The organism is Pseudomonas asplenii (genome assembly GCF_900105475.1).
GTDB classification, from domain to species: Bacteria; Pseudomonadota; Gammaproteobacteria; order Pseudomonadales; family Pseudomonadaceae; genus Aquipseudomonas; species Aquipseudomonas asplenii.
The window spans coordinates 935,682-956,143 of sequence record NZ_LT629777.1 but is presented as its reverse complement, the minus strand read 5'-3'; the positions used below and the strand labels follow the sequence as shown (position 1 = coordinate 956,143).

The 20,462-nt window shown below is 64.2% G+C and carries 23 protein-coding genes; 1 reads left to right on the top strand and 22 read right to left on the bottom strand.

Going from position 1 to position 20,462, the window contains the following annotated elements; translation table 11 throughout:
• The first annotated feature begins 1 nt into the window (after position 1).
• Positions 2 to 307, top strand: coding sequence for a chaperone modulator CbpM (locus BLU37_RS04365; RefSeq protein WP_010444522.1), 306 nt, complete (start codon positions 2 to 4; stop codon positions 305 to 307).
• A gap of 230 nt (positions 308 to 537) precedes the next feature.
• Here the strand turns inward: BLU37_RS04365 and ureC are convergent, their stop codons facing one another.
• The 22 genes from ureC to BLU37_RS04255 form a co-directional block, all read right to left on the bottom strand.
• Entirely contained in the window at positions 538 to 2,238 is a 1,701-nt protein-coding gene (gene ureC, locus BLU37_RS04360) for an urease subunit alpha (RefSeq protein ID WP_010444523.1), read from the bottom strand.
• Positions 2,235 to 2,555 carry an urease subunit beta gene (locus BLU37_RS04355; protein ID WP_010444524.1) on the bottom strand — a complete coding sequence of 107 codons (321 nt, stop codon included), beginning with the start codon at positions 2,553 to 2,555 and terminating at the stop codon, positions 2,235 to 2,237. Before BLU37_RS04355 ends, ureC begins: the two co-directional genes overlap by 4 nt.
• On the bottom strand, positions 2,552 to 3,085 hold the full coding sequence (locus BLU37_RS04350) for a GNAT family N-acetyltransferase (RefSeq protein ID WP_090202591.1): 534 nt from the start codon (positions 3,083 to 3,085) through the stop codon (positions 2,552 to 2,554). Before BLU37_RS04350 ends, BLU37_RS04355 begins: the two co-directional genes overlap by 4 nt.
• A 4-nt stretch (positions 3,086 to 3,089) precedes the next feature.
• On the bottom strand, positions 3,090 to 3,623 hold the full coding sequence (locus BLU37_RS04345; protein ID WP_090202589.1) for a GNAT family N-acetyltransferase: 534 nt from the start codon (positions 3,621 to 3,623) through the stop codon (positions 3,090 to 3,092).
• A gap of 8 nt (positions 3,624 to 3,631) precedes the next feature.
• Positions 3,632 to 3,934: an urease subunit gamma gene (gene ureA / locus BLU37_RS04340; RefSeq protein WP_003221215.1), complete on the bottom strand. Its 303-nt coding sequence runs from the start codon at positions 3,932 to 3,934 to the stop codon at positions 3,632 to 3,634.
• Between the two features lie 52 nt (positions 3,935 to 3,986).
• Complete coding sequence (locus BLU37_RS04335; protein WP_090202586.1) at positions 3,987 to 4,826, bottom strand: urease accessory protein UreD; 840 nt, start codon at positions 4,824 to 4,826, stop codon at positions 3,987 to 3,989.
• Positions 4,827 to 4,856: 30 nt separating this feature from the next.
• Entirely contained in the window at positions 4,857 to 5,555 is a 699-nt protein-coding gene (gene urtE / locus BLU37_RS04330; RefSeq protein ID WP_090202583.1) for an urea ABC transporter ATP-binding subunit UrtE, read from the bottom strand.
• A 106-nt stretch (positions 5,556 to 5,661) separates the two neighbouring features.
• Positions 5,662 to 6,513, bottom strand: coding sequence for an urea ABC transporter ATP-binding protein UrtD (gene urtD, locus BLU37_RS04325; protein WP_010444542.1), 852 nt, complete (start codon positions 6,511 to 6,513; stop codon positions 5,662 to 5,664).
• On the bottom strand, positions 6,510 to 7,589 hold the full coding sequence (gene urtC, locus BLU37_RS04320; RefSeq protein ID WP_090202580.1) for an urea ABC transporter permease subunit UrtC: 1,080 nt from the start codon (positions 7,587 to 7,589) through the stop codon (positions 6,510 to 6,512). The genes urtD and urtC overlap by 4 nt, the downstream gene beginning before the upstream one ends.
• The gene (gene urtB, locus BLU37_RS04315; RefSeq protein ID WP_019363294.1) at positions 7,589 to 9,094 is read right to left on the bottom strand and encodes an urea ABC transporter permease subunit UrtB; all 1,506 of its coding nucleotides are present in this window, start codon (positions 9,092 to 9,094) and stop codon (positions 7,589 to 7,591) included. The genes urtC and urtB overlap by 1 nt, the downstream gene beginning before the upstream one ends.
• Positions 9,095 to 9,269: 175 nt before the next feature.
• On the bottom strand, positions 9,270 to 10,535 hold the full coding sequence (gene urtA / locus BLU37_RS04310; RefSeq protein WP_010444545.1) for an urea ABC transporter substrate-binding protein: 1,266 nt from the start codon (positions 10,533 to 10,535) through the stop codon (positions 9,270 to 9,272).
• A gap of 292 nt (positions 10,536 to 10,827) precedes the next feature.
• On the bottom strand, positions 10,828 to 11,838 hold the full coding sequence (locus tag BLU37_RS04305; RefSeq protein ID WP_090202577.1) for a FecCD family ABC transporter permease: 1,011 nt from the start codon (positions 11,836 to 11,838) through the stop codon (positions 10,828 to 10,830).
• Complete coding sequence (locus tag BLU37_RS04300; protein ID WP_090202575.1) at positions 11,835 to 12,785, bottom strand: ABC transporter substrate-binding protein; 951 nt, start codon at positions 12,783 to 12,785, stop codon at positions 11,835 to 11,837. Before BLU37_RS04300 ends, BLU37_RS04305 begins: the two co-directional genes overlap by 4 nt.
• The gene (locus tag BLU37_RS04295) at positions 12,782 to 13,570 is read right to left on the bottom strand and encodes an ABC transporter ATP-binding protein (RefSeq protein WP_090202572.1); all 789 of its coding nucleotides are present in this window, start codon (positions 13,568 to 13,570) and stop codon (positions 12,782 to 12,784) included. The genes BLU37_RS04300 and BLU37_RS04295 overlap by 4 nt, the downstream gene beginning before the upstream one ends.
• A gap of 129 nt (positions 13,571 to 13,699) precedes the next feature.
• Positions 13,700 to 15,082: a PepSY-associated TM helix domain-containing protein gene (locus BLU37_RS04290; RefSeq protein ID WP_090202569.1), complete on the bottom strand. Its 1,383-nt coding sequence runs from the start codon at positions 15,080 to 15,082 to the stop codon at positions 13,700 to 13,702.
• A 160-nt stretch (positions 15,083 to 15,242) separates the two neighbouring features.
• Positions 15,243 to 17,360 (bottom strand): TonB-dependent copper receptor, encoded by a 2,118-nt coding sequence (locus BLU37_RS04285; RefSeq protein WP_090202566.1) that lies wholly within the window; start codon positions 17,358 to 17,360, stop codon positions 15,243 to 15,245.
• 47 nt (positions 17,361 to 17,407) lie between these two features.
• Complete coding sequence (locus tag BLU37_RS04280) at positions 17,408 to 17,893, bottom strand: DUF2946 domain-containing protein (RefSeq protein WP_090202563.1); 486 nt, start codon at positions 17,891 to 17,893, stop codon at positions 17,408 to 17,410.
• A gap of 21 nt (positions 17,894 to 17,914) precedes the next feature.
• On the bottom strand, positions 17,915 to 18,400 hold the full coding sequence (locus BLU37_RS04275) for a copper chaperone PCu(A)C (RefSeq protein WP_090202560.1): 486 nt from the start codon (positions 18,398 to 18,400) through the stop codon (positions 17,915 to 17,917).
• Positions 18,401 to 18,447: 47 nt separating this feature from the next.
• Positions 18,448 to 18,852: a DUF2946 domain-containing protein gene (locus BLU37_RS04270; protein WP_090202557.1), complete on the bottom strand. Its 405-nt coding sequence runs from the start codon at positions 18,850 to 18,852 to the stop codon at positions 18,448 to 18,450.
• A gap of 160 nt (positions 18,853 to 19,012) precedes the next feature.
• Positions 19,013 to 19,336: a helix-turn-helix domain-containing transcriptional regulator gene (locus tag BLU37_RS04265; RefSeq protein ID WP_010444556.1), complete on the bottom strand. Its 324-nt coding sequence runs from the start codon at positions 19,334 to 19,336 to the stop codon at positions 19,013 to 19,015.
• Between the two features lie 5 nt (positions 19,337 to 19,341).
• Positions 19,342 to 19,677, bottom strand: a complete 336-nt coding sequence (locus tag BLU37_RS04260) for a type II toxin-antitoxin system RelE/ParE family toxin (RefSeq protein WP_019363303.1) — start codon at positions 19,675 to 19,677, stop codon at positions 19,342 to 19,344.
• 54 nt (positions 19,678 to 19,731) lie between these two features.
• Positions 19,732 to 20,457 (bottom strand): cobalt-precorrin-6A reductase, encoded by a 726-nt coding sequence (locus BLU37_RS04255; RefSeq protein ID WP_172833085.1) that lies wholly within the window; start codon positions 20,455 to 20,457, stop codon positions 19,732 to 19,734.
• Positions 20,458 to 20,462: the final 5 nt, after the last annotated feature.

The window sequence follows — 20,462 nt, the reverse complement described above, 5'->3', positions numbered from 1 at the left end:
CATGAGTCCTGCCCTGAGCGTTCAACTGGATATGCAAGCCTTCTGCGAGGCGTCCGACCTGCCGGTCGCCTGCGTGATCGAAATCGTCGAACACGGCATCCTCGAACCTCAAGGCCGCTCACCGGACGCCTGGCGTTTTCTTGATCATGAGCTGTCGATCGCCCGGCGTGCGGCGAAGCTGCACGAGGATCTGGAACTGGAATGGCAAGGCGTCGCCCTGGCGCTGGAACTGCTGGGCGAGGTCCGGCAATTGCGCGCGGAGAACCGGATGCTGCGCCAAAGGCTTGAGCGTTTCGTCCACGACTGAGCACCAATCCTTGGACTGCTCCCAAGAAGTTGGACACTAATCCAACCCTTGGAGGGCAGTCCAGTCGATTACAGAACCCAGGCTGGCGGCTGAAACTGTCCAACTTTTGGTGGGCAGTCCACCTTGTGGGAGCCGGCTTGCTGGCGATTGCGATTCGACAGCCGATAGCCTCTGCCTGACACGCCGCTATCGTCAGCAAGCCAGCTCCCCACAATGTGGACTGCCCTGTGTCAGAAGAGAAAGTAACGCTGCGCCATCGGCAGCACCTCGGCCGGCTCACACCACAACAGCACGCCATCGGCCTTGACCTGGTAGGTCTGCGGATCGACCTCGATCTCGGGCAGGTAGTCGTTGTGGATCAGGTCGGTCTTCTGCACGTCGCGACAGCCCTTGACCACAGCGATCCGCTTCTTCAACCCGAGTTGCTCGGGCAACCCCGCTTCCAGTGCTGCCTGGCTGATGAAAGTCAGGCTGGTGGCATGCCGCGAGCCACCAAAACTGGCGAACATCGGCCGGTAATGCACTGGCTGTGGCGTCGGGATCGAGGCGTTGGCGTCGCCCATCAGGCTGGCGGCAATCGCCCCGCCCTTGAGAATCAGCGTCGGCTTGACGCCGAAGAACGCCGGGCGCCAGAGCACCAGGTCAGCCCACTTGCCGACTTCGACGGAGCCGACCTCATGGCTGATGCCGTGGGTGATCGCCGGGTTGATGGTGTACTTGGCGATGTAGCGCTTGACCCGGAAGTTGCTGTTGCCCTCGCCGTCGCCCGGCAGAGGCCCGCGTTGTTTCTTCATCTTGTCGGCGGTCTGCCAGGTGCGGGTGATCACTTCGCCGACCCGGCCCATGGCCTGGCTGTCGGAACTGATCATCGAGAACGCGCCGAGGTCGTGCAGGATGTCCTCGGCGGCGATGGTCTCGCGGCGGATACGGCTTTCGGCGAAGGCTACGTCCTCGGCGATGCTCGGGTCGAGGTGATGGCAGACCATCAGCATGTCCAGGTGTTCGTCGATGGTGTTGCGGGTGAACGGCCGGGTCGGGTTGGTCGAACTCGGCAGGACGTTGGCGAAGCCGCAGGCCTTGATAATGTCCGGCGCATGGCCGCCGCCGGCACCTTCGGTGTGGTAGGTGTGGATGGTGCGGCCCTTGAACGCGCCCAGGGTGGTTTCGACGAAACCGGATTCGTTGAGGGTGTCGGTGTGGATCGCCACCTGTACGTCGTACTGGTCGGCCACGCTCAGGCAGTTGTCGATGGCGGCCGGGGTGGTGCCCCAGTCTTCATGCAGTTTGAGGCCGATGGCGCCGGCCTTGACCTGCTCGACCAGCGGCTCCGGCAGGCTGGCGTTGCCCTTGCCGGTCAGGCCGATGTTCATCGGGAACGCATCGGCGGCCTGGAGCATGCGCGCCAGGTGCCAGGGGCCGGAGGTGCAGGTGGTGGCGTTGGTGCCGGTGGCCGGCCCGGTGCCGCCGCCGATCATGGTGGTGACGCCGCTCATCAGTGCCTCTTCGATCTGCTGCGGGCAGATGAAGTGGATGTGGGTGTCGATCCCGCCGGCGGTGAGGATCATGCCTTCACCGGCGATCACTTCGGTGCTGGCGCCGATGGCGATGTTCACGTTGGGCTGGATATCCGGGTTGCCGGCCTTGCCGATGGCGGCAATGCGCCCGTCCTTGAGGCCGACGTCGGCCTTGACGATGCCCCAGTGGTCGATGATCAGCGCGTTGGTGATCAGCGTGTCGACCACCTCGGCAGCCAGCAGTTGGCCCTGGCCCATGCCATCGCGGATCACTTTGCCGCCGCCGAATTTCACTTCTTCACCGTAGGTGGTGAAGTCCTTCTCCACTTCGATCCACAGCTCGGTGTCGGCCAGACGGACCTTGTCGCCCACCGTGGGGCCGAACATGTCGGCATAGGCTTGTCGGGAAATCTTCATGTCGGTTCCTTGTCCAGGTTGCCCATGACCCTGCCGGCAAAGCCGAACACCCGGCGCAAGCCGGCCAGTTCCACCAGTTCGACGTCGCGGCTCTGCCCCGGCTCGAAGCGCACGGCAGTGCCGGCCGGGATGTTCAGGCGCATGCCGCGGCTGGCGGCGCGGTCGAAGGTCAGGGCGTCGTTGGTTTCGAAGAAGTGGTAGTGGGAGCCGACCTGGATCGGCCGGTCGCCACTGTTGGCCACGCTCAGGCTGACGGTACGGCGACCGGCATTGAGCTCGATGTCGCCAGGCTGGATCTGATATTCACCAGGAATCATTCGGGGCGTCCCAGAGTCTTGAAGTAAATGGCGGTCGCGTGGTGCTGGCCGTCCGGCGTGGTGCAGTAGTCCGGCAGTTCGCCTACCCGGGTGTAGCCGAGGGCTCGGTAGAAGGTTTCGGCATCGGAGCCGGCCTGAGTGTCGAGGTACAACAGGCCGCGTCGCTGCGCGCGTGCCGCCTGCTCCACGGCCTGCATCAACTGCTGGCCAAGGCCATGGCGACGGGCCTCGCCGAGCACCAGCAGCTTCTGTACTTCGGCGCGGTTCAGGCCGTTGGGTTTCTGGCACAGCTGCAGTTGCACGCTGGCCAGCACCTGTTCGTTACGGACCACCACCCAGAGCAGCAGGCCGCCGTTGTCCAGGGCCGCCTGCACACCGTCGAAATAGGCACGCGCCTGGCGTGCGTCGAGATCGGCCATGAAGCCGATGGAGGCACCGTGCTCCACGGCATCGAGCAACAGTTCGATCAGCCCCTGGCGGTAATGTGCAAAGCTTTCGTGGGTCACGCGACGCAACTGGGCAGCGTTCATCGACTTACTCCTTGGCGATGGCGGGCGGCAGGGCACCCGGATTCAGGCACAGTTGCATGAAGGTCAGGTCCAGCCAGCGGCCGAACTTCACGCCCACCTGGGGCATCTGCCCGGTGGTGACGAAGCCCTGGCGTTCATGCAGGCGAATGGAGGCCTGGTTACCGCTCTCGATCGCGGCGACCATGATGTGTTTACCACCCTTGCGCGCGCGCTCGATCAGCGCCGCCATCAGCTTTGGCCCCAGGCCGTTGCCGCGTTGGTCGTGGCGCACATACACCGAGTGCTCCACGGTGTGGCGAAAGCCTTCGAACGGGCGCCAGTCACCGAAGGAGGCGTAGCCGAGCACGCTGTCGGTGGCATCGACAATCACCAGGATCGGGTAGCCCTGGGCCTGCCGGGCGCTGAACCAGGCCTGGCGGTTACCGAGGTCAACGGGCTGCTCGTTCCAGATCGCGGTGCTGTTGAGCACCGCGTCGTTGTAGATGTCGCGAATGGCCGGCAGGTCGGCATGCAGGGCATCGCGCAGAACGTAGGACATAGGCAGCCTCAGACAATCGGTTGATGGACGGTGACCAGCTTGGTGCCGTCGGGGAAGGTCGCTTCGACCTGGATTTCCGGAATCATCTCCGGGATGCCTTCCATCACCTGTTCGCGGCTGAGCAGGGTCGTGCCGTAGTGCATCAGTTCGGCCACGGTCTGGCCGTCGCGAGCGCCTTCGAGCAAGGCCGCCGAGATGTAGGCCATCGCCTCCGGGTAATTGAGCTTCACCCCACGGGCCAGGCGTCGTTCGGCGACCAGGCCGGCGGTGAAAATCAGCAGTTTGTCTTTTTCGCGGGGAGTCAGGTCCATGGTTCACAGATCCGTTGGCTGGCAGTTGAAAAGCGCAAGGCGTAAAGAAAATTCATGTATTCCAGATCCTCGGTGGCACGGCGTCACGCCCCAGCAGGACCGGCCGCAACAACCGCCACAGCCCGATCAGCCAGGCCCGGGCATGCAACGCCTGCCCGGCCAGGCAGCGGGCCACCAGCAGGCCAGGGAGTTGGCTGAGGTCACCGCGTACTGGCGTCGGCAGGTTGCGGCAACGTTCGAGCAATTCGCTGTCGATTTCGCCGGTGACCAGCAAGGTAGCGAATACCGACTGGCCGTCGAGCCCGATCGGCGAGTCCAGCAGGCCATCGTTGCCGAGGATGCGCTGGCGTTCGTGCCAGAGTGGCTTGCCGTCGCGGCGGATGTCCAGGTGCGACTGGAAATGCCCAAGGTCGAAGCGTTCGCCGCTGGCCGGGCGACCGAGGGCGACCATGTCCCAATAGAACAGCCGGCCATCGCCCTCGAGTTCGATCACGGTGTCGAGTTCGGCCTGGGCCGCGCTGAACACGATGGTTTCCTGGGGCAGCCATTCCAGTGTCGCACCCGCGCCAACCTTGAGCCGCAGGCTCTGATGGGCCGGGCCGCTGGCGCGATACCACTTGGCGGCGCCAGGACTGGTCAGTTGCGCCCAGGCTCCGGGCTCGACACGGGCACTGATCGCCAAACGGTCGCCACCGGCGATCCCGCCGGGCGGATGGACGATGATGTGCTGGCAGACCTCGGGGCCTTCGGCATACAGGTGCTTCTGCACCCGCAGCGGCCCCAGGTGGCGGCGGCAGATCGGCCGTGTGGTCTCGCCGAAGCGGGCATAACCGAGCTCCAGCTCGGCTTGCCAGTGGGGTGTGAACAGGGCGTGGGTGGCAGATGAATTCATGATGATCGATTATTGTCCGGACGCTACAGGTTAGATCGTAACCAACCCGCGTACACCTTCGGCTTCCATATTTTCACCACGCCCCTGCTGGACGATTTCGCCCCGGGACATGACCAGGTACTGATCGGCCAGTTCGGCGGCGAAGTCGTAGAACTGTTCCACCAGCAGGATCGCCATGTCGCCGCGAGCGGCGAGTTTGCGGATCACCGCGCCGATCTCCTTGATGACCGAAGGTTGGATGCCTTCGGTGGGTTCATCGAGAATCAGCAGTCGCGGACGGCTGGCCAGTGCCCGACCGATCGCCAGCTGTTGTTGCTGGCCGCCGGAGAGGTCACCGCCGCGCCGATGCTTCATCTGTTGCAGTACCGGAAACAGCTCGTAGATGAACGGCGGAACTTCCCTGGCCTGGGAGCCGGGAAAGCGCGACAGGCCCATCAGCAGGTTTTCCTCCACCGTCAGCCGGCCGAAGATCTCCCGCCCCTGGGGCACATAGGCGATCCCGGCGTGCACCCGCTGGTGCGGCTTGAAGCCGGTGATGGCGCTGCCTTCCCAGTTGATGCTGCCTTCGCGGGTTGGCAGCAGGCCCATCAGGCATTTGAGCAGGGTGGTCTTGCCCACGCCGTTACGGCCGAGCAGACAGGTGATCTCGCCGATTTTCACCTCGAACGACAGGCCGCGCAGGATGTGGCTACCGCCGTAGTATTGGTGCAGCTTGTCGATTTGCAGCATGGATAAGCTCCTGTATATCTCCGTGCTCTCTGAAGTGGCAGCTTCTTCTGTGGGAGCCGGCTTGCTGGCGATCCGTCGAAGGCGGCCATTCAAGGACGGTGTCGCGTCAGCGGCCGAGGTAGACCTCGATCACCCGCTCGTTTTCCTGCACCTGTTCCAGCGAACCTTCGGCCAGCACGCTGCCCTGATGCAACACGGTCACGTGGTCGGCAATTGCACCGACGAAGCCCATGTCGTGCTCCACCACCATCAACGAATGCTTGCCGGCCAGGCTCTTGAACAGCTCGGCGGTGAACTCGGTCTCGGCATCGGTCATGCCCGCCACCGGTTCGTCGAGCAGCAACAATTGCGGGTCCTGCATCAGCAGCATGCCGATCTCTAGGAACTGCTTCTGACCATGGGACAACAGGCCGGCCTGGCGATTGACCGAGGCCGTCAGGCGGATGGTCTCCAGGACCTGGGCGATGCTGTCTTTCTGCTCGCCGCTCAGGCGGGCGCGCAGGCTGGCCCAGACCGACTTGTCGGTCTTCTGCGCCAGCTCCAGATTTTCGAACACGCTCAGGGCTTCGAACACCGTGGGCTTCTGGAACTTGCGGCCGATGCCGGCCTGGGCGATCTGTACTTCGCTCATCTGCGTCAGGTCCAGGGTTTCGCCGAACCAGGCCTTGCCCTGGCCGGGCCGGGTCTTGCCGGTGATCACATCCATCAGGGTGGTCTTGCCGGCACCATTGGGGCCGATGATGCAACGCAGCTCGCCGACGCCGATGTACAGGTTGAGGTCGTTCAACGCCTTGAAACCATCGAAGCTGACGCTGATATCTTCCAGGGTCAGGATGGTGCCGTGACGGGTGTTGAGCCCTTTGCCGGCGGCCTGGCCGAGGCCGATGGCATCGCGGCCGCTACCGGCATCGAGTGCGACAGGTTCGAGCATGAACTCGGCGGTGGGTGTGACTCTCATTGTTCGCCCCTTTTCTTCAGCAGGCCGATCACGCCCTTGGGCAGGTACAGGGTGACGATGATGAACAGTGCACCGAGGAAGAACAGCCAGTATTCCGGGAAGGCTACGGTGAACCAGCTCTTCATGCCATTGACCACACCGGCGCCGAGCAGCGGGCCGATCAGTGTGCCGCGCCCGCCGAGGGCGACCCAGACGGCGGCCTCGATGGAGTTGGTCGGCGACATTTCGCTGGGGTTGATGATGCCCACCTGCGGCACGTACAGCGCCCCAGCCAGACCGCACAACACCGCACTCAGGACCCAGACGAACAGCTTGAAACCGCGGGGATCATAGCCGCAGAACATCAATCGGTTCTCCGCGTCGCGCAGGGCGGTCAGCACCCGGCCGAACTTGCTGCGCGCCAGCCGCCAGCCGCTGTACAGGCTGGCCAGCAACAGCAGCACGGTGGCGAGGAACAGCACGGCGCGGGTGCCGGGTTCGGTGATGCCGAAGCCGAGGATGCTGCGGAAGTTGGTGAAGCCGTTGTTGCCGCCGAAGCCGGTCTCGTTGCGAAAGAACAGCAGCATCGCGGCGAAGGTCAGGGCCTGGGTCATGATCGAGAAGTACACGCCCTTGATCCGCGAACGGAAGGCAAAAAAACCGAACACCAGCGCCAGCAGACCGGGTGCCAGCACCACCAGGCACAGGGCCCAGAGGAAGTGATTGGTGCCGGCCCAGTACCAGGGCAACTCGCTCCAGGACAGGAAGGTCATGAACGCCGGCAACTGGTCGCCGGAGGCCTCGCGCATCAGGTACATGCCCATGGCGTAGCCGCCCAGGGCGAAGAACAGGCCGTGTCCCAGCGACAGCAGCCCGGCATAACCCCAGACCAGGTCGAGAGCCAGGGCGACGATGGCGTAGCAGAGGATCTTGCCCACCAGGGTCAGGGTGTAGGCCGACACCTGCAGCGGGTTCTGTGCCGGCAGCAATGAAAGCAACGGCAGCGCCAGCAGCACGGCCAGCAGCAGGCCGCCGAGGGCGATCGTCAGGCGTGGCCCGGCCTTTTGTGTGGCGCTCAACATCAGGGGCTGGTTCATCAGTCGATCACCCGTCCTTTCAGTGCGAAGAGCCCTTGCGGACGTTTCTGGATAAACAGAATGATCAGCGCGAGGATCAGGATCTTGCCCAGCACTGCGCCGATCTGCGGTTCGAGAATCTTGTTGGCTATCCCCAGGCCGAACGCGGCCGTGACGCTGCCGGCCAACTGGCCGACGCCGCCGAGTACCACCACCAGGAACGAGTCGATGATGTAGCTCTGGCCGAGGTCCGGGCCGACGTTGCCGATCTGGCTCAGGGCCACGCCGCCGAGCCCGGCGATCCCCGAGCCGAGGCCGAAGGCGAGCATGTCCACACGCCCGGTGGGTACGCCGCAGCAGGCGGCCATGTTGCGGTTCTGGGTGACTGCGCGCACGTTCAGGCCCAGGCGGGTCTTGTTCAACAGCAGCCAGGTCAGGGCCACCACGAACAGCGCGAAGGCGATGATCACCAGGCGGCTGTAGGGCAGCACGAGGTTGGGCAACACCTGGATGCCACCGGACAGCCACGCCGGGTTGGCGACTTCGACGTTCTGCGCGCCGAACAGCAGGCGCACCAGCTGGATCAGCATCAGGCTGATACCCCAGGTGGCGAGCAGGGTCTCCAGCGGACGGCCGTAGAGGTGGCGGATCACCGTGCGCTCCAGGGCCATGCCGATGGCGGCGGTGACGAAGAACGCCACCGGCAGGGCCGCCAGCGGGTAGTAGTCGATGGCCTGGGGCATGAAACGCTGGAACAGCAGTTGTACGCCATAGGTGGCGTAGGCGCCGAGCATCAGCATCTCGCCGTGGGCCATGTTGATCACCCCGAGCAGGCCGAAGGTGATCGCCAGGCCCAGGGCCGCCAGCAGCAGGATCGAACCCAGGGACATGCCGCTGAAGGCCTGGCCGAGCATCTCGCCGACCATCAGCTTGCGCTTGACCTGGGCCAGGCTGGTCTCGGCGGCGGTGTGTACGTTGGCATCCGGTTCGACGCCCGGTTGCAGCAAGTCCTCGAGGCGGGTGCGGGCCAGCGGCTCGCCGCTCTCACCGAGCAGGCGCACGGCGGCCAGGCGTACGGCCGGATCGGGATCGACCAGTTGCAGATTGGCCAGGGCCAGGCTCAGTGCCGCGTGGACATCGGCGTGGGTTTCCCCGGCCAGTTGCCGGTCGAGGAAGGGCAGTTGCGCCGGCTTGGCGCTCTTTTGCAGTTGCACGGCGGCGGCGAGGCGCACCTTGGCGTCAGCGGCGAGCAATTGCTGGGCCGCCACGGCGTTGTCGATCAGGCCGCGCAGGCGGTTGTTCAGGCGTACGGGTTGAGCCGGGGCACCGTCGACGCTGATCTGGCCCTGTTGCAGGCTGTCGATCAGTTCGATACGCGCCGGGTCCGGTTGGGCGGCCCAGCTTTCCAGCAGCTTGGCCTGTTGCGTCGGGTTGGCGGCGACGAAGTCGCTGGCATCGCTGGCGTGGGCGGCCATGGGTAGCACGACAGCCAGGGCAAGGATCAGGCGATAAAGGGCAGTGGGCATAACGATGTCCTTGAAAACGCACAGGCACTGTGGGAGCCGGCTTGTCGGCGAAGAGCAAGGGGACGCGGTGTATCAAGTTATCGCGTTATCGTTCTTCGCGGCGGTTCGGCGCCCCGACAAGCCCGCTCCCACAGGGTGTGGGGCGGGCCTGGACAGCTATTCCAGGCCCGACGGCTCAGTTGCTCTTCACCGCGTAGTCCGGCTTCTTGTCGTTACCCGGGATGAACGGGCTCCATGGCTGGGCGCGAATCGGCCCTTCGGTCTGCCAGACCACGTTGAACTGACCGTCCGGCTGGATCTCGCCGATCATCACCGGCTTGTGCAGGTGGTGGTTGGTCTTGTCCATGGTCAGGGTGTAGCCCGACGGCGCGGCGAAGGTCTGGCCGGCGAGGGCTTCGCGGACCTTGTCGACATCGGTCGACTTGGCTTTTTCCGCCGCCTGGGCCCACATGTGGATGCCGACATAGGTGGCTTCCATCGGGTCGTTGGTCACGGCCTTGTCGGCACCCGGCAGGTTTTTCTTCTTGGCGTAGGCTTTCCAGTCGGCGACGAACTTCTTGTTCACCGGGTTGTTCAGCGACTCGAAGTAGTTCCAGGCCGCGAGGTTGCCCACCAGTGGTTTGGTGTCGATGCCGCGCAGTTCTTCCTCGCCGACGGAGAACGCCACCACCGGCACGTCGGTGGCCTTCAGGCCCTGGTTCGCCAGTTCTTTGTAGAACGGCACGTTGGAGTCGCCATTGACGGTGGAGATCACGGCGGTCTTGCCACCGGCGGAGAATTTCTTGATGTTGGCGACGATGGTCTGGTAGTCGGCATGGCCGAACGGGGTGTAGACCTCTTCGATATCCTTGTCCGCCACGCCCTTGGAGTGCAGGAACGCCCGCAGGATCTTGTTGGTGGTGCGCGGGTAGACGTAGTCGGTGCCGAGCAGGAAGAAGCGCTTGGCGCTGCCGCCGTCTTCGCTCATCAGGTATTCCACGGCCGGGATCGCCTGCTGGTTCGGTGCGGCGCCGGTGTAGAAGACGTTCGGCGACATTTCTTCGCCTTCGTACTGGACCGGGTAGAACAGCAGGCCATTGAGTTCCTCGAACACCGGCAGCACTGATTTGCGCGACACCGAAGTCCAGCAACCGAACACCACCGCGACCTTGTCCTGGGTCAGCAGCTGGCGGCTTTTCTCGGCGAACAGCGGCCAGTTAGAGGCCGGGTCGACCACCACCGGTTCGAGCATCTTGCCGTTGACCCCGCCCTTGGCGTTGATCTCGTCGATGGTCATCAACGCCATGTCCTTGAGCGACGTCTCGGAGATCGCCATGGTCCCGGACAGCGAGTGCAGGATGCCGACCTTGATGGTCTCGGCGGCCTCGACGGTCCAGGTCAGGCCCATGGCGGCAATCGATGCCGACAGGGTGAAAGCCTTGATCAAACTACGACGCTTCATGGTGCGATCTCCAGGGTCTCGATTTTTTTTGATTGGCAGATGCAGACGCTGAAGGGACTTTTGCAAGGGCTGTGCCGAGTCGCGGCAAGGCCGGAACAGGGCGGTTGGGCGGGGTGCTGGTCTGAACAGTCGCACCAAGCGGGGGCGGCCTGGGCGATGCGGTGCGTGATGGGCGCCAGATTGGTGCCCTGTGGGCGCGGGCTTGCCCGCGAAGAGGCCCGCGAGGCCGTTAAAAGCTTCGCGGCGGTTCGCAGCCCCGACAAGCCCGCTCCCAGAGGCTGGGATAGCGCTCTTATCGGCGCCGCATCAATCCGATGAAGAACAGACCACCGATGGCGGCGGTGGCGACGCCAATCGGCAGGTCCTCCGGAGCGATGAGGGTTCGCGCCGCCACATCGACCCAGATCAGGAACAGGCTGCCGAGCAACGCCGACACCGGCAGCAGCCGACGGTGTTCGGCGCCCACCAGATAGCGGGCAATATGCGGCACCATCAGCCCGACGAAACCGATCGAACCACTGATGGACACCAGCACACCGGTCATCAGCGAGGCGATCAGGAATACCTTGAGGCGCACATTGCGTGCGCTCAGGCCCAGGGTCACGGCGGTTTGTTCGCCGGCCATCAGCGCGTTCAGCGAGCGGGCCATGCCCAGCAGCAGGAGCAGCCCGCAAAGCACGCTCAGCGTCGGTACCAGCAGCAATTCCCAGCGCGCCAGGCCGAGGCCGCCGAGCATCCAGAACATCACCGCGGAACTGGCCCGGTGATCGCCGAGAAACAACAGCAGATTGGCCAACGCCATCATCACGAACGACACGGCTACCCCGCACAGCAACAGCCGTTCGCTGTCCAGTCGGCCGTTGCGACTGGCGATGGCGAGCACCGCCAGCATGCTGCCCAGCGCGCCGATGAAGGCGGCGATGGGCAGGGTCAGCAGGCCGGCAATTTCACCCACGTGCAACACCACGATCACCGCACCGAGGGTCGCCCCGGACGTGACACCGAGCAGATGCGGGTCGGCCAGCGGATTGCGGGTCACCGCCTGCAGTACCGCACCGATCAAGGCCAGGCCGGCGCCGACCAGTGCGCCGAGCAACATGCGCGGAACACGGATCAGCCAGACGATGTGCTCCTGTCCGGCGTTCCAGTCCGGCGTACCACTGCCCAGCAGCTTGTAGGCAAGGATGCGCCCTACCAGGTCCACCGGCAGCCGCGCCGGGCCGAAGCCCAGCGACACCACGCAAGACACCAGCAGCAGCGCGCCGAGCGCCAGCAGCAACAGGGGATAGCGGCGGCTCATCATTGTGGATGGAACGCCCTGGCCAGGGTTTCGATGGCATTGACGTTATCGATACCCGGCGTCGCCTCGGCGTAGGGGATGACCACGAAACGCTTGTTGCGGATCGCATCCACCGACTGCAGGGCCGGATTGGTTTCCAGGAAATGTTGCTTCTGCTCGGCGGTGATTTCGCTGTAGTCGACGATGACGATCACCTGCGGGTTCTTCTCCACCACGCTTTCCCAGTTGACGCGGGTCCAGCTGGCATCGATGTCGTCGAGCACGTTGCGTCCGCCGGCCGCTTCGATCAGTGCCTGAGGCATGGCCAGGCGGCCGGAGGTCATGGCGCGATCCTCGCCGCTGTCGTAGAGGAACACCCGTGGGCGGTCGGCAGGCAGGTTCTTTTGCACGGCGGCAACACGGGCCTGCATCTGGGCGATCAGCGCTTCGGCGCGGTCCTGGACGTCGAAGATCCGCCCCAGGTTGCGCAGGTCGTTGTAGGTGTCATCAAGGCTCGCGCCCGGGCGTTTCATCACGAAGGCGCAGGACTCGGTCAGTTCGTAGACGTTGATGCCCAGCGGCGCCAGGGTCTGTGGCGTGAGGTCGCCGCCGACGCGCATGCCGTAGTCCCAGCCGGCGAAGAAGAAGTCGACGTTGGCGTTGAGCAGGGTTTCCACCGACGGGTACTTGGCTGCCAGTTCCGGCAGGCCGTCGAGGATCCTGGCCATTTGCGGGGTGACCGATTTCCAGCCGCTGATGCCGCTGTAGCCGACCATGTGCGACTTCAGACCGAGGGCGAGCATCATCTGGGTCATGTTGATGTCGTGGCTGAGCGCGTGTCTGGGCGCCTCCTTGAAGGTCACCTCGCGGTTGCAACTGTGGATCGTCAGCGGGTAATGCGTCGACTCGGCCAGGCAGGTCATCGAGGCGAGCAGGGAACCGAGGCAGAGGGTCAGGCGCAGTAACTTCATGGTTGGGTTATCCAGGTGATGCGTGGGTAGCCACCCAGCGGGTGGGTATCGACCAGTGCCTCGACACCGAACACCTCGCGCAGCAGCTCACGGGTGAGCACGGCCTGCGGGGTGCCGCTGGCGACGAGGCGGCCATGGTCGAGCACATACAGCCGATCGCAGAAGGCGGCGGCCAGGTTGAGGTCGTGGATGCTGGCCAGGGTCCCGATGTTCAGGCGCTTGACCAGGCTCAGCAGTTCCAGTTGGTAGCGTGGGTCGAGGTGGTTGGTCGGTTCGTCGAGGATCAGCAACTGCGGCTGCTGGGCCAGGGCGCGGGCGAGGATCACTCGCTGCTTTTCGCCGCCGGACAGGGTGGCGAAAGCGTGGTCCTCGAAGCCGAGCATGCCGACCGATTCCAGGGCCTGGTGGATCAGTCGGCGATCGTGTGCGGTTTCGCCGTCGAACAGTTTCTTGTGCGGCGTGCGGCCCATGCTGACCACTTCGTCGACGGTCAGGCCGAAGGCATCGGGAAATTCCTGCAGAACCACGGCGATGCGCTGGGCGCACCAGCGTGGCGACTGCTTCCAGACGTTCTGGTGCTCCAGCAGGACCTCGCCATTCTCCGGCAGGCTGAAGCGATAGGCACACTTGAGCAGGCTGGTCTTGCCGCTGCCGTTGGGGCCGATCAGACCCACGAACTCACCCGCCGCCACTTGCAGGTTGGCGTCACGCAGTTGGAACTGGTGATGGCAGTGGCCCTGGCCCAGGGGTGTCCAGGCCAGGTTGGCGAGGGTCAGCGAGGTCATTCCAGCTCCATTGACGTGTTACAGGTTGATATCTCTGCCAGCGGACTCACCACACAAACCTGTAGGCGCGTGGCTTGTCCGCGAAGAGGCCAGTCTATAGATACCTCGATTCAGCGCATCTCATGCTCCTCAGACTGAAGGTGAGGTCGGTTCATGTTGCCGGCCCAGGCGCGACAATAGCAGCTTGTCGAACAGCCAGACCACGATCAGCGAAGCCCCCACCAGCGGGAACAGTACCGCCAGCACCAGCATGACCAGCATCGCGCTCTTCCAGCGTGGCAGGTCGTGACGCAGCGGCGGAACGCCGAGGCTGCCCTGGGGCCGGCGTTTCCACCACATGACCAGGCCGCTGACCGAGCCGAGCAGGATCATCAGGCAGATCAGCAGGATCGCGATCTGGTTGATCGGCCCGAAGAGCTTGCCCTCGTGCAGCATCACCCCCATCTCGGTGGCCCGGGCGACATTGCCGTATTGCTGCCAGCGCACATCGGCCAGGACGCTGCCGGTGTACTGGTCGACATGCAGGGTGGCGTCGTTGCGCGGGTCGTCGGCGAACACGGCGATGGTGAAGACGCCTTCGGCAGTGGTTGGCAAGGTGATGCTGTAGCCTGGCTCGATCTGGCGCGCCGTGGCGATGTCGACCACCTGCTGCAGTGTGACGCCCGGTGCCGCAGGACCGGCCGAGGCGGCGCCGTGCTGCATGTGTTCGGCATGATCGCCGGACATCGGCATCGGCGTGTGCTCCACGGCCCAGGGCACGGTCTGGCGGGCGGCGCTGTTCAGACTGCGGGCCTCGACGTCGGACTTGGGCATGTTGTTCCACATCGGGTCGGGGAACCGGTTCCAGACCTCGGCGTACTGTTTGCCCCAGAAACCGGTCCAGGTCATGCCGCTGAGCAGCATCAACAGCAGCAGGATCGAGCCCCAGAAACCGCTGACCGCGTGCAGGTCGCGCCACAGCAGCCGGCCGCGGGCGTTCAGGCGTGGCCAGAGCACGCCGCCCGACGAGCGCCCACGGGGCCACCAGAGGTAGACCCCCGACACCACCAGCATCACGCCCCAGCCAGCGGCCAGCTCGACCAGACGGTCGCCCACGGTGCCGATCATCAATTCACCGTGCAGGGCACGGGCGACAGCCTGCAGGTTGAGCTTGGCATCCTGCTCGCCGAGCACGTTGCCGCGATAGGGGTCGATGAACACATTGAGTTCACGGCCATCCTGGATCACCACGAACTGCGCACTGCTCCCAGCATCGGCGGGCGGCAGGTATTGCTTGATCCGGCCTTGTGGATAGGTGGCGTGGATCCGCTGCAGTTGTTCGTCGGCGCTGATCCGGTGATGGCCGGGCTCGACCTTGAGCAGATTGCCGTACATCAGCGGGTCGAGCTGCGGCTTGAACAGGTAGATGATCCCGGTCAGCGCCAGGAGGATCATGAACGGGGCGACGAACAGACCGGCGTAGAAATGCCAGCGCCAGGCTAGGTTGTAGAACGAGATTTTCGGTTGGCTCATGGGAGCGCTCCGCAAGGTTTGATGATTCGAATGTTGGATGTACGGCGACTCTCTGTACTGTAGGAGCAGGGCTTGCCGGAGCGCCAAACCGCCGCGAATGGGCCCGCAAGGTCGCTAAAAGCTTCGCGGGCAAGCCACGCGCCTACAGGGGGTGGTGGATCTAGAAGGCCATATCCACCTTGGTCCAGACGGTGCGGCCCGGTTCGTTGATTGCCTGCGGGTCGTTGGCCGGGTAGCCGAAGCCGGCGTTACCCGCCAGGTTCAGGTGTTCGGCATAGGCCTTGTTGAACAGGTTGTCGACGCCGGTGCTGAGTTTCACGTGCCGGTTGACCCGGTACGCGCCGTTGAGGGAGAACACGCCGAAACCGGAACTCTTCGAGAAGTCCTTGCCGACCACGTTGCCCTTGTTCTGGTCGATGCGGTTCTGCGCCGCGACCACCCGCCACAAGGCGCCGGCACTCCAGTCGTCCTGGCTGTAGGTCAGACCGAAACGACTGTCGAGTGGCGGAATCTGCGGCAGGGCCTTGCCGTCACTGGTGTTCTTGCCCCAGGCATAGGCCAGGGCAGCGTCAGCTTTCCAGTTCGGGGTCAGTTGATAGGCCGCGCCCAGTTCGCCGCCCATGATCCGCGCATCGACGTTCTGCGCCTGGGAGGTGGTCCCCATCATGCCCGGCTGGTAGTTGAACAGGATGAAGTCGCGCACCTGGCCGACATAGCCCGAGGCCCAGGCTTCCAGGTCGGCGCTCTTGTACTGCACGCCGAAGTCCAGTTGCGTGGTTTTCTCCGGCTTGATCGCATCGAAGGCGTTGAGCGAACCGGCGGGACCGCTGTCGGGCGAGAACAGCTCCCAGTAGTCCGGGAAACGCTCGGCGTGACCGAGGCCTGCGTAGACCGTGGTGGGGCTTTCGGCCAGATCGTGCTCATAACGGACGAAGCCGCTGGGCAGGGTGTCGGCGCGGGTTTCGTCAGCGGTCGGGTTCGCTTGCGTGCTCATGCCGGAACCGAGAGTCTGGCGAAAATCCCGGGCCGAGGCGCGGTCCAGCCGTGCGCCGCTGATGAGGCGGTCGCGCTCGGCGGCGTACCAGGTCAGTTCGCCGAATACGCCGTAGTTGTGGAAATCGGCGTCCCTGGTTCGTGGCAGGTCCTTGTAGGTGTCGATGCCCATGCTGCTGCGCTGGCGGTGCTCGCTGGTCTGCGCGTCGAGGCCGCCGATCAGTTGCCAGTCGGCCCAACGCCAGGTGGCCTTGATCCGGGCTCCGAGGGTTCGGCGGTCGACGTTGGACGCCATGGGCCCGGCCATCATCCCGGTGCCGGACGGCTGGCGCAGCGTGTAGTTATCCATCACGTGGTCGGCATAGTTGTAGTAGACCTGGGCCTCGAGCTTGTCGAGCACCTCGCCGAGGTTCGACTTTTCGAAACGCAGGCCGAGGCTTTCGCGCTTGAACTGCGCACCGTCCATGCCGCGCCCGGCATAGCGGGCCTCGCCATCGCCCTTGCCGGCGGTGAGCTCCAGCAGGGTGTCGGCGTCCGGGGTCCAGCCGAGGGCGACGTCGCCGTTCCACTTGTCGTAGCGCGAGGGCACGGTGTCGTTGTGGCCGTCCTTGTAGTCATCGGCGTGGGCCTGGTTGCCGATTGCCCGGATATAGCCCTGGGGTCCCCCCACGGCGGCATCCACCAGCTTGTCGAAGCGGCCATTGGAGCCGGCCAGGACACTGGCGTTGATCCGGCTGCCGAGTTCGCCGAAGTGCTCCGGCTCGCGGTCGAACAGGATCGTCCCGGCCGAGGCGCCCGGGCCCCAGAGCACGGTTTGCGGGCCCTTGATCACGGTCAGCTTGTCGTAGGTTTCCGGCGAGATATAGGAGGTCGGCGCGTCCATCCGGCCCGGGCAGGCACCGAGCATCATGCTGCCGTTGGTGAGGATGTTCAGGCGCGAGCCGAACATCCCGCGCAGCACCGGATCGCCATTGGTGCCGCCATTGCGGACCAGGGCGAAGCCGGGGATGGTCTTGAGGTAGTCGCCGCCATCGCTGGCCGGGACTGGTTGGCGTGGGTCCTTGGGGTTGGTAATGACCGTCAATGGCGAACTGGGGGCCACCGCTGTGATCACGGTCGGGCTGATTTCCTGGGCATGCGATTCATGCTCATCGGGTGCATCGACGGCGAACACGGTCGGCGCCAGCAGCGCTCCACGCATCAGGGCGCCGGCCTGGCGCAATGCGTTCGGGACGAAAAGGGTTGTCGCCCGCGCAGCGCGCAGGCGAGTCTGTGTCATGGACATAAGCGTTCCATCATGCAAGCGAATACAACCCGGTCCCGCGCGGCTGTTTACAGGGCGATCGGGTCGGGTGTGAGGTCTGTCGTTGCTTGAGGGACGGCAGGTGGCGCGCGGGTCCGGGCGCCGGGGAAAATGCTCTGCCGGGCATGTCCCAGGCGGGTTCGGGAGTCGACCGTGGGGGCTGGTCGGGGGCCTTCGAGTGCGGTGAAACTCAGGCTTTGCGGCAGCGCCGGACAACTGAACAGCAGGCTGCAATAGCCACACTTTTCCCAGAGCGCGTGGTGTTCGGCACTCTTGCCAGGGGAGCTGCTGGAGTCTTTTGCGCGCTCAGCAGCATGGTGCCCGGGCATGTCCATCGGCATGTCCACGGGCATTGGCATGTCCATGTTCATCGCCATGGACATGGCGTGCTGGTCCATCGGCATCGCCTGGGAAATCAGCGGACCGATAAAGATCATCAGCATGGCGAAAAGACTCAGCCAACTGCCGCGTGTCTGGCTGCGGGAGTGGCTGGGTCTGCTGCGCGAGGTGCGCATGGCGTGCAACGGGCCCGAGGGTTACTGGGCGTGCATGTGCATCTTGGCCGGGGACGCGGCGGGCGGCTGGCGTTGTACCGCGACCTCGACGGTGACCGCGCCGGCCTTTTCGAAGTGCAGGGTCAGCGGGAAGTGCTTGCCGTCCTGCAGCAGGCTGCGGTCTTTGAGATCGAGCAGCATCACGTGATAGGCCATGGGTGCGAACTTCACCTCGCCCTTGGCGGGGATGGTGACATCCGGCACCTGCTGCATCTTCATCAGATTCGCCTGCATCACATGCTCATGCAGTTCGGCTTTGCCGGCGATAGGGCTGTCGACGCTGGTCAGTCGGTCATCTGTCGTCCCCTGGTTCTGCAGGGTGAAATAGGCAGCCACGGTGGGCGCATTGGGTGGCAGTTCCTGGGACCACGGATGGTCGATCCGCAATTCGCCGACGGTGAATTCGTGGGCATGGGCAAAGCCGACGGGCAGCAGCAACGCGGCCAGAAGCAGGGCATTCTTGAGCATGGGGGTTCTCCATAACGATTTAAAACGCAAAGGGTTGCGAATACAAATCAGGCGGCTGGAGAGGCTCGGGGGTTGAGTGAGGGCCACTGCTGGCGCGGTGTCGGGGAGTCGACGTGGAGTGCGACGTGAGGCCGGCCGATTTGGGTCTGTGTGACTGCCAGTTGCGGCATGTGCCCGGGCAAGGCCACCAGCGGCGCGGAACCGGAGCAGCACCAGCAGTGCTGCATATTGGAGTGGTCATCGCCTTGTGGCGCTTTCTGTTGCAGCTCACCGATAACAGTGGCGACCAGCTTGGTGCCGCTGGCCGAGCAGAAACTGCCCCAGAGCAGTTGTTCGGAAACGGAGCGCTCCGAAGCGGACGCCATGGCCCCGGAAATCGGCATGGCAAGCAGATTGAACAGCACTGCAAAGCAGGCGATCCAGGTAGCTGCGGCGAGCCGTTGTCGGGACATGGAAGGTTTTCCGTCGGATGTTTCAAACCGGTGGGTATTTAGCCTGAACGTCCTGCATAAGTAAAAGCATGGGCTGCGGTGTAAGGTCGCAACACCTTCTCGGTTGTTCGCGGCAGGTGCCGTCAATGAGCGTAGCAGCCCATGGCGTGAGGGGGCTGCGTCAGTTGAGAGGAACGCTATGGACCTCAATGTTGACGCCCAAGGTGGCACGTATCACGGCGAAGATCGCGGCCAGGTTATCCATGCTGGGATTGCCGTTGGCTGACAGCATGCGATGCAGGCTCTTGCTGGGCTTGTCGGTTTCCCGTGCGAGCCCCTCGAAGCCCACCGTCGCGTTGACCAGGTCGCGCAGGATTATCCGGGCCATTTCCGGCTCGCCATTGAGAAACAGGCTGGCCGCTTCGTCGAGTAGCGCCTCGGCGAACGCCGGGTCGCGTTGTGCCCGCTCGGCGATGGTTTGTTTGAAACTGCGGCTTAGCACCATGGTGTCTACCTCGTTTGCGGTTCTGCGCGTCTGCGACGTTTGTATTCTTCAACCAACAGCCTGGCTTTCTGGATGTCTCTGTTCTGAGTCGACTTGTTGCCGCCGCCAAAGAGGATGATCAGACGGGTGCCCTCGCGTATCAGGTAGATCCGGTAGCCAGGGCCCCAGTCGATGCGGTACTCCCCGAGACCCTCGAACCATTTGATGTTCGAGGTATTGCCCATCTCCAGCCGAAGCAGGGCTGTGGAAACCTTGGCGGCCGCTTGCACATCCAGTGAAGAGAACCAGCGTTCGAACGGGTTGCTGTGGTTGTCCCGTACATATTCTTCGAGGTCGATCATCCCTGCTCTCAAGGTAACAAATAGGTTACTATTTTGGCAAGCAGGGATCGTGCTCTATTGCAGTGTTGTTGCCAAGGCGGCAAGTGTTTCTTCGAGCGTCTGGAATTCCCGGTCCACGGCCGGTAGCGGCGGACGCTTGAGGATCAGTACCGGAATTGAGCGTTCGCGGGCGATCTGCAACTTGGGTTCGGTCGCGCCGCTGCCACTGTTCTTGCTGATCAGCACATCAATGGCACGGCGTTCGAACAGGGCCCGTTCGTCTTCCAGGTGAAAAGGACCACGAGCGCCGATCACTTCGCAGCGTTCATTACCGGGATAGGGGTCGAGAGCCCGCAGGGTCCAGAACTGGCCTTCGGGAATTTCATCCAGATGTTGCAAGGGTTCGCGGCCGAGGGTGAACAACGGTCGATGGAACGACTTGAGGGCTTCGACCAGCGCGCTCCAGTCCGCCACTTCCCGCCAGTCGTCGCCAGGTTCCGCTACCCAGGCCGGGCGGCGCAGGGCCCAGCAGGGGATGCCGCTCAAGTGTGCGGCCACTGCTGCGTTGTGGCTGATCTGCGCGGCATAGGGATGGGTGGCATCGAGCAGCAGATCGATGCCTTCCTCTTGGATGAAGCGCGCCAGGCCTTCGGCCCCACCGTAGCCGCCGACCCGTACCTGGCAACGCAGGTCGGTGGGTACCCGGCCGACGCCCGCGAGGCTGTAGATGTGCTGCGGCCCCAACGTGCGGGCAAGTGCCAGGGCTTCGGTGACACCGCCCAGCAACAGCAGGCGTCTGATGGGTG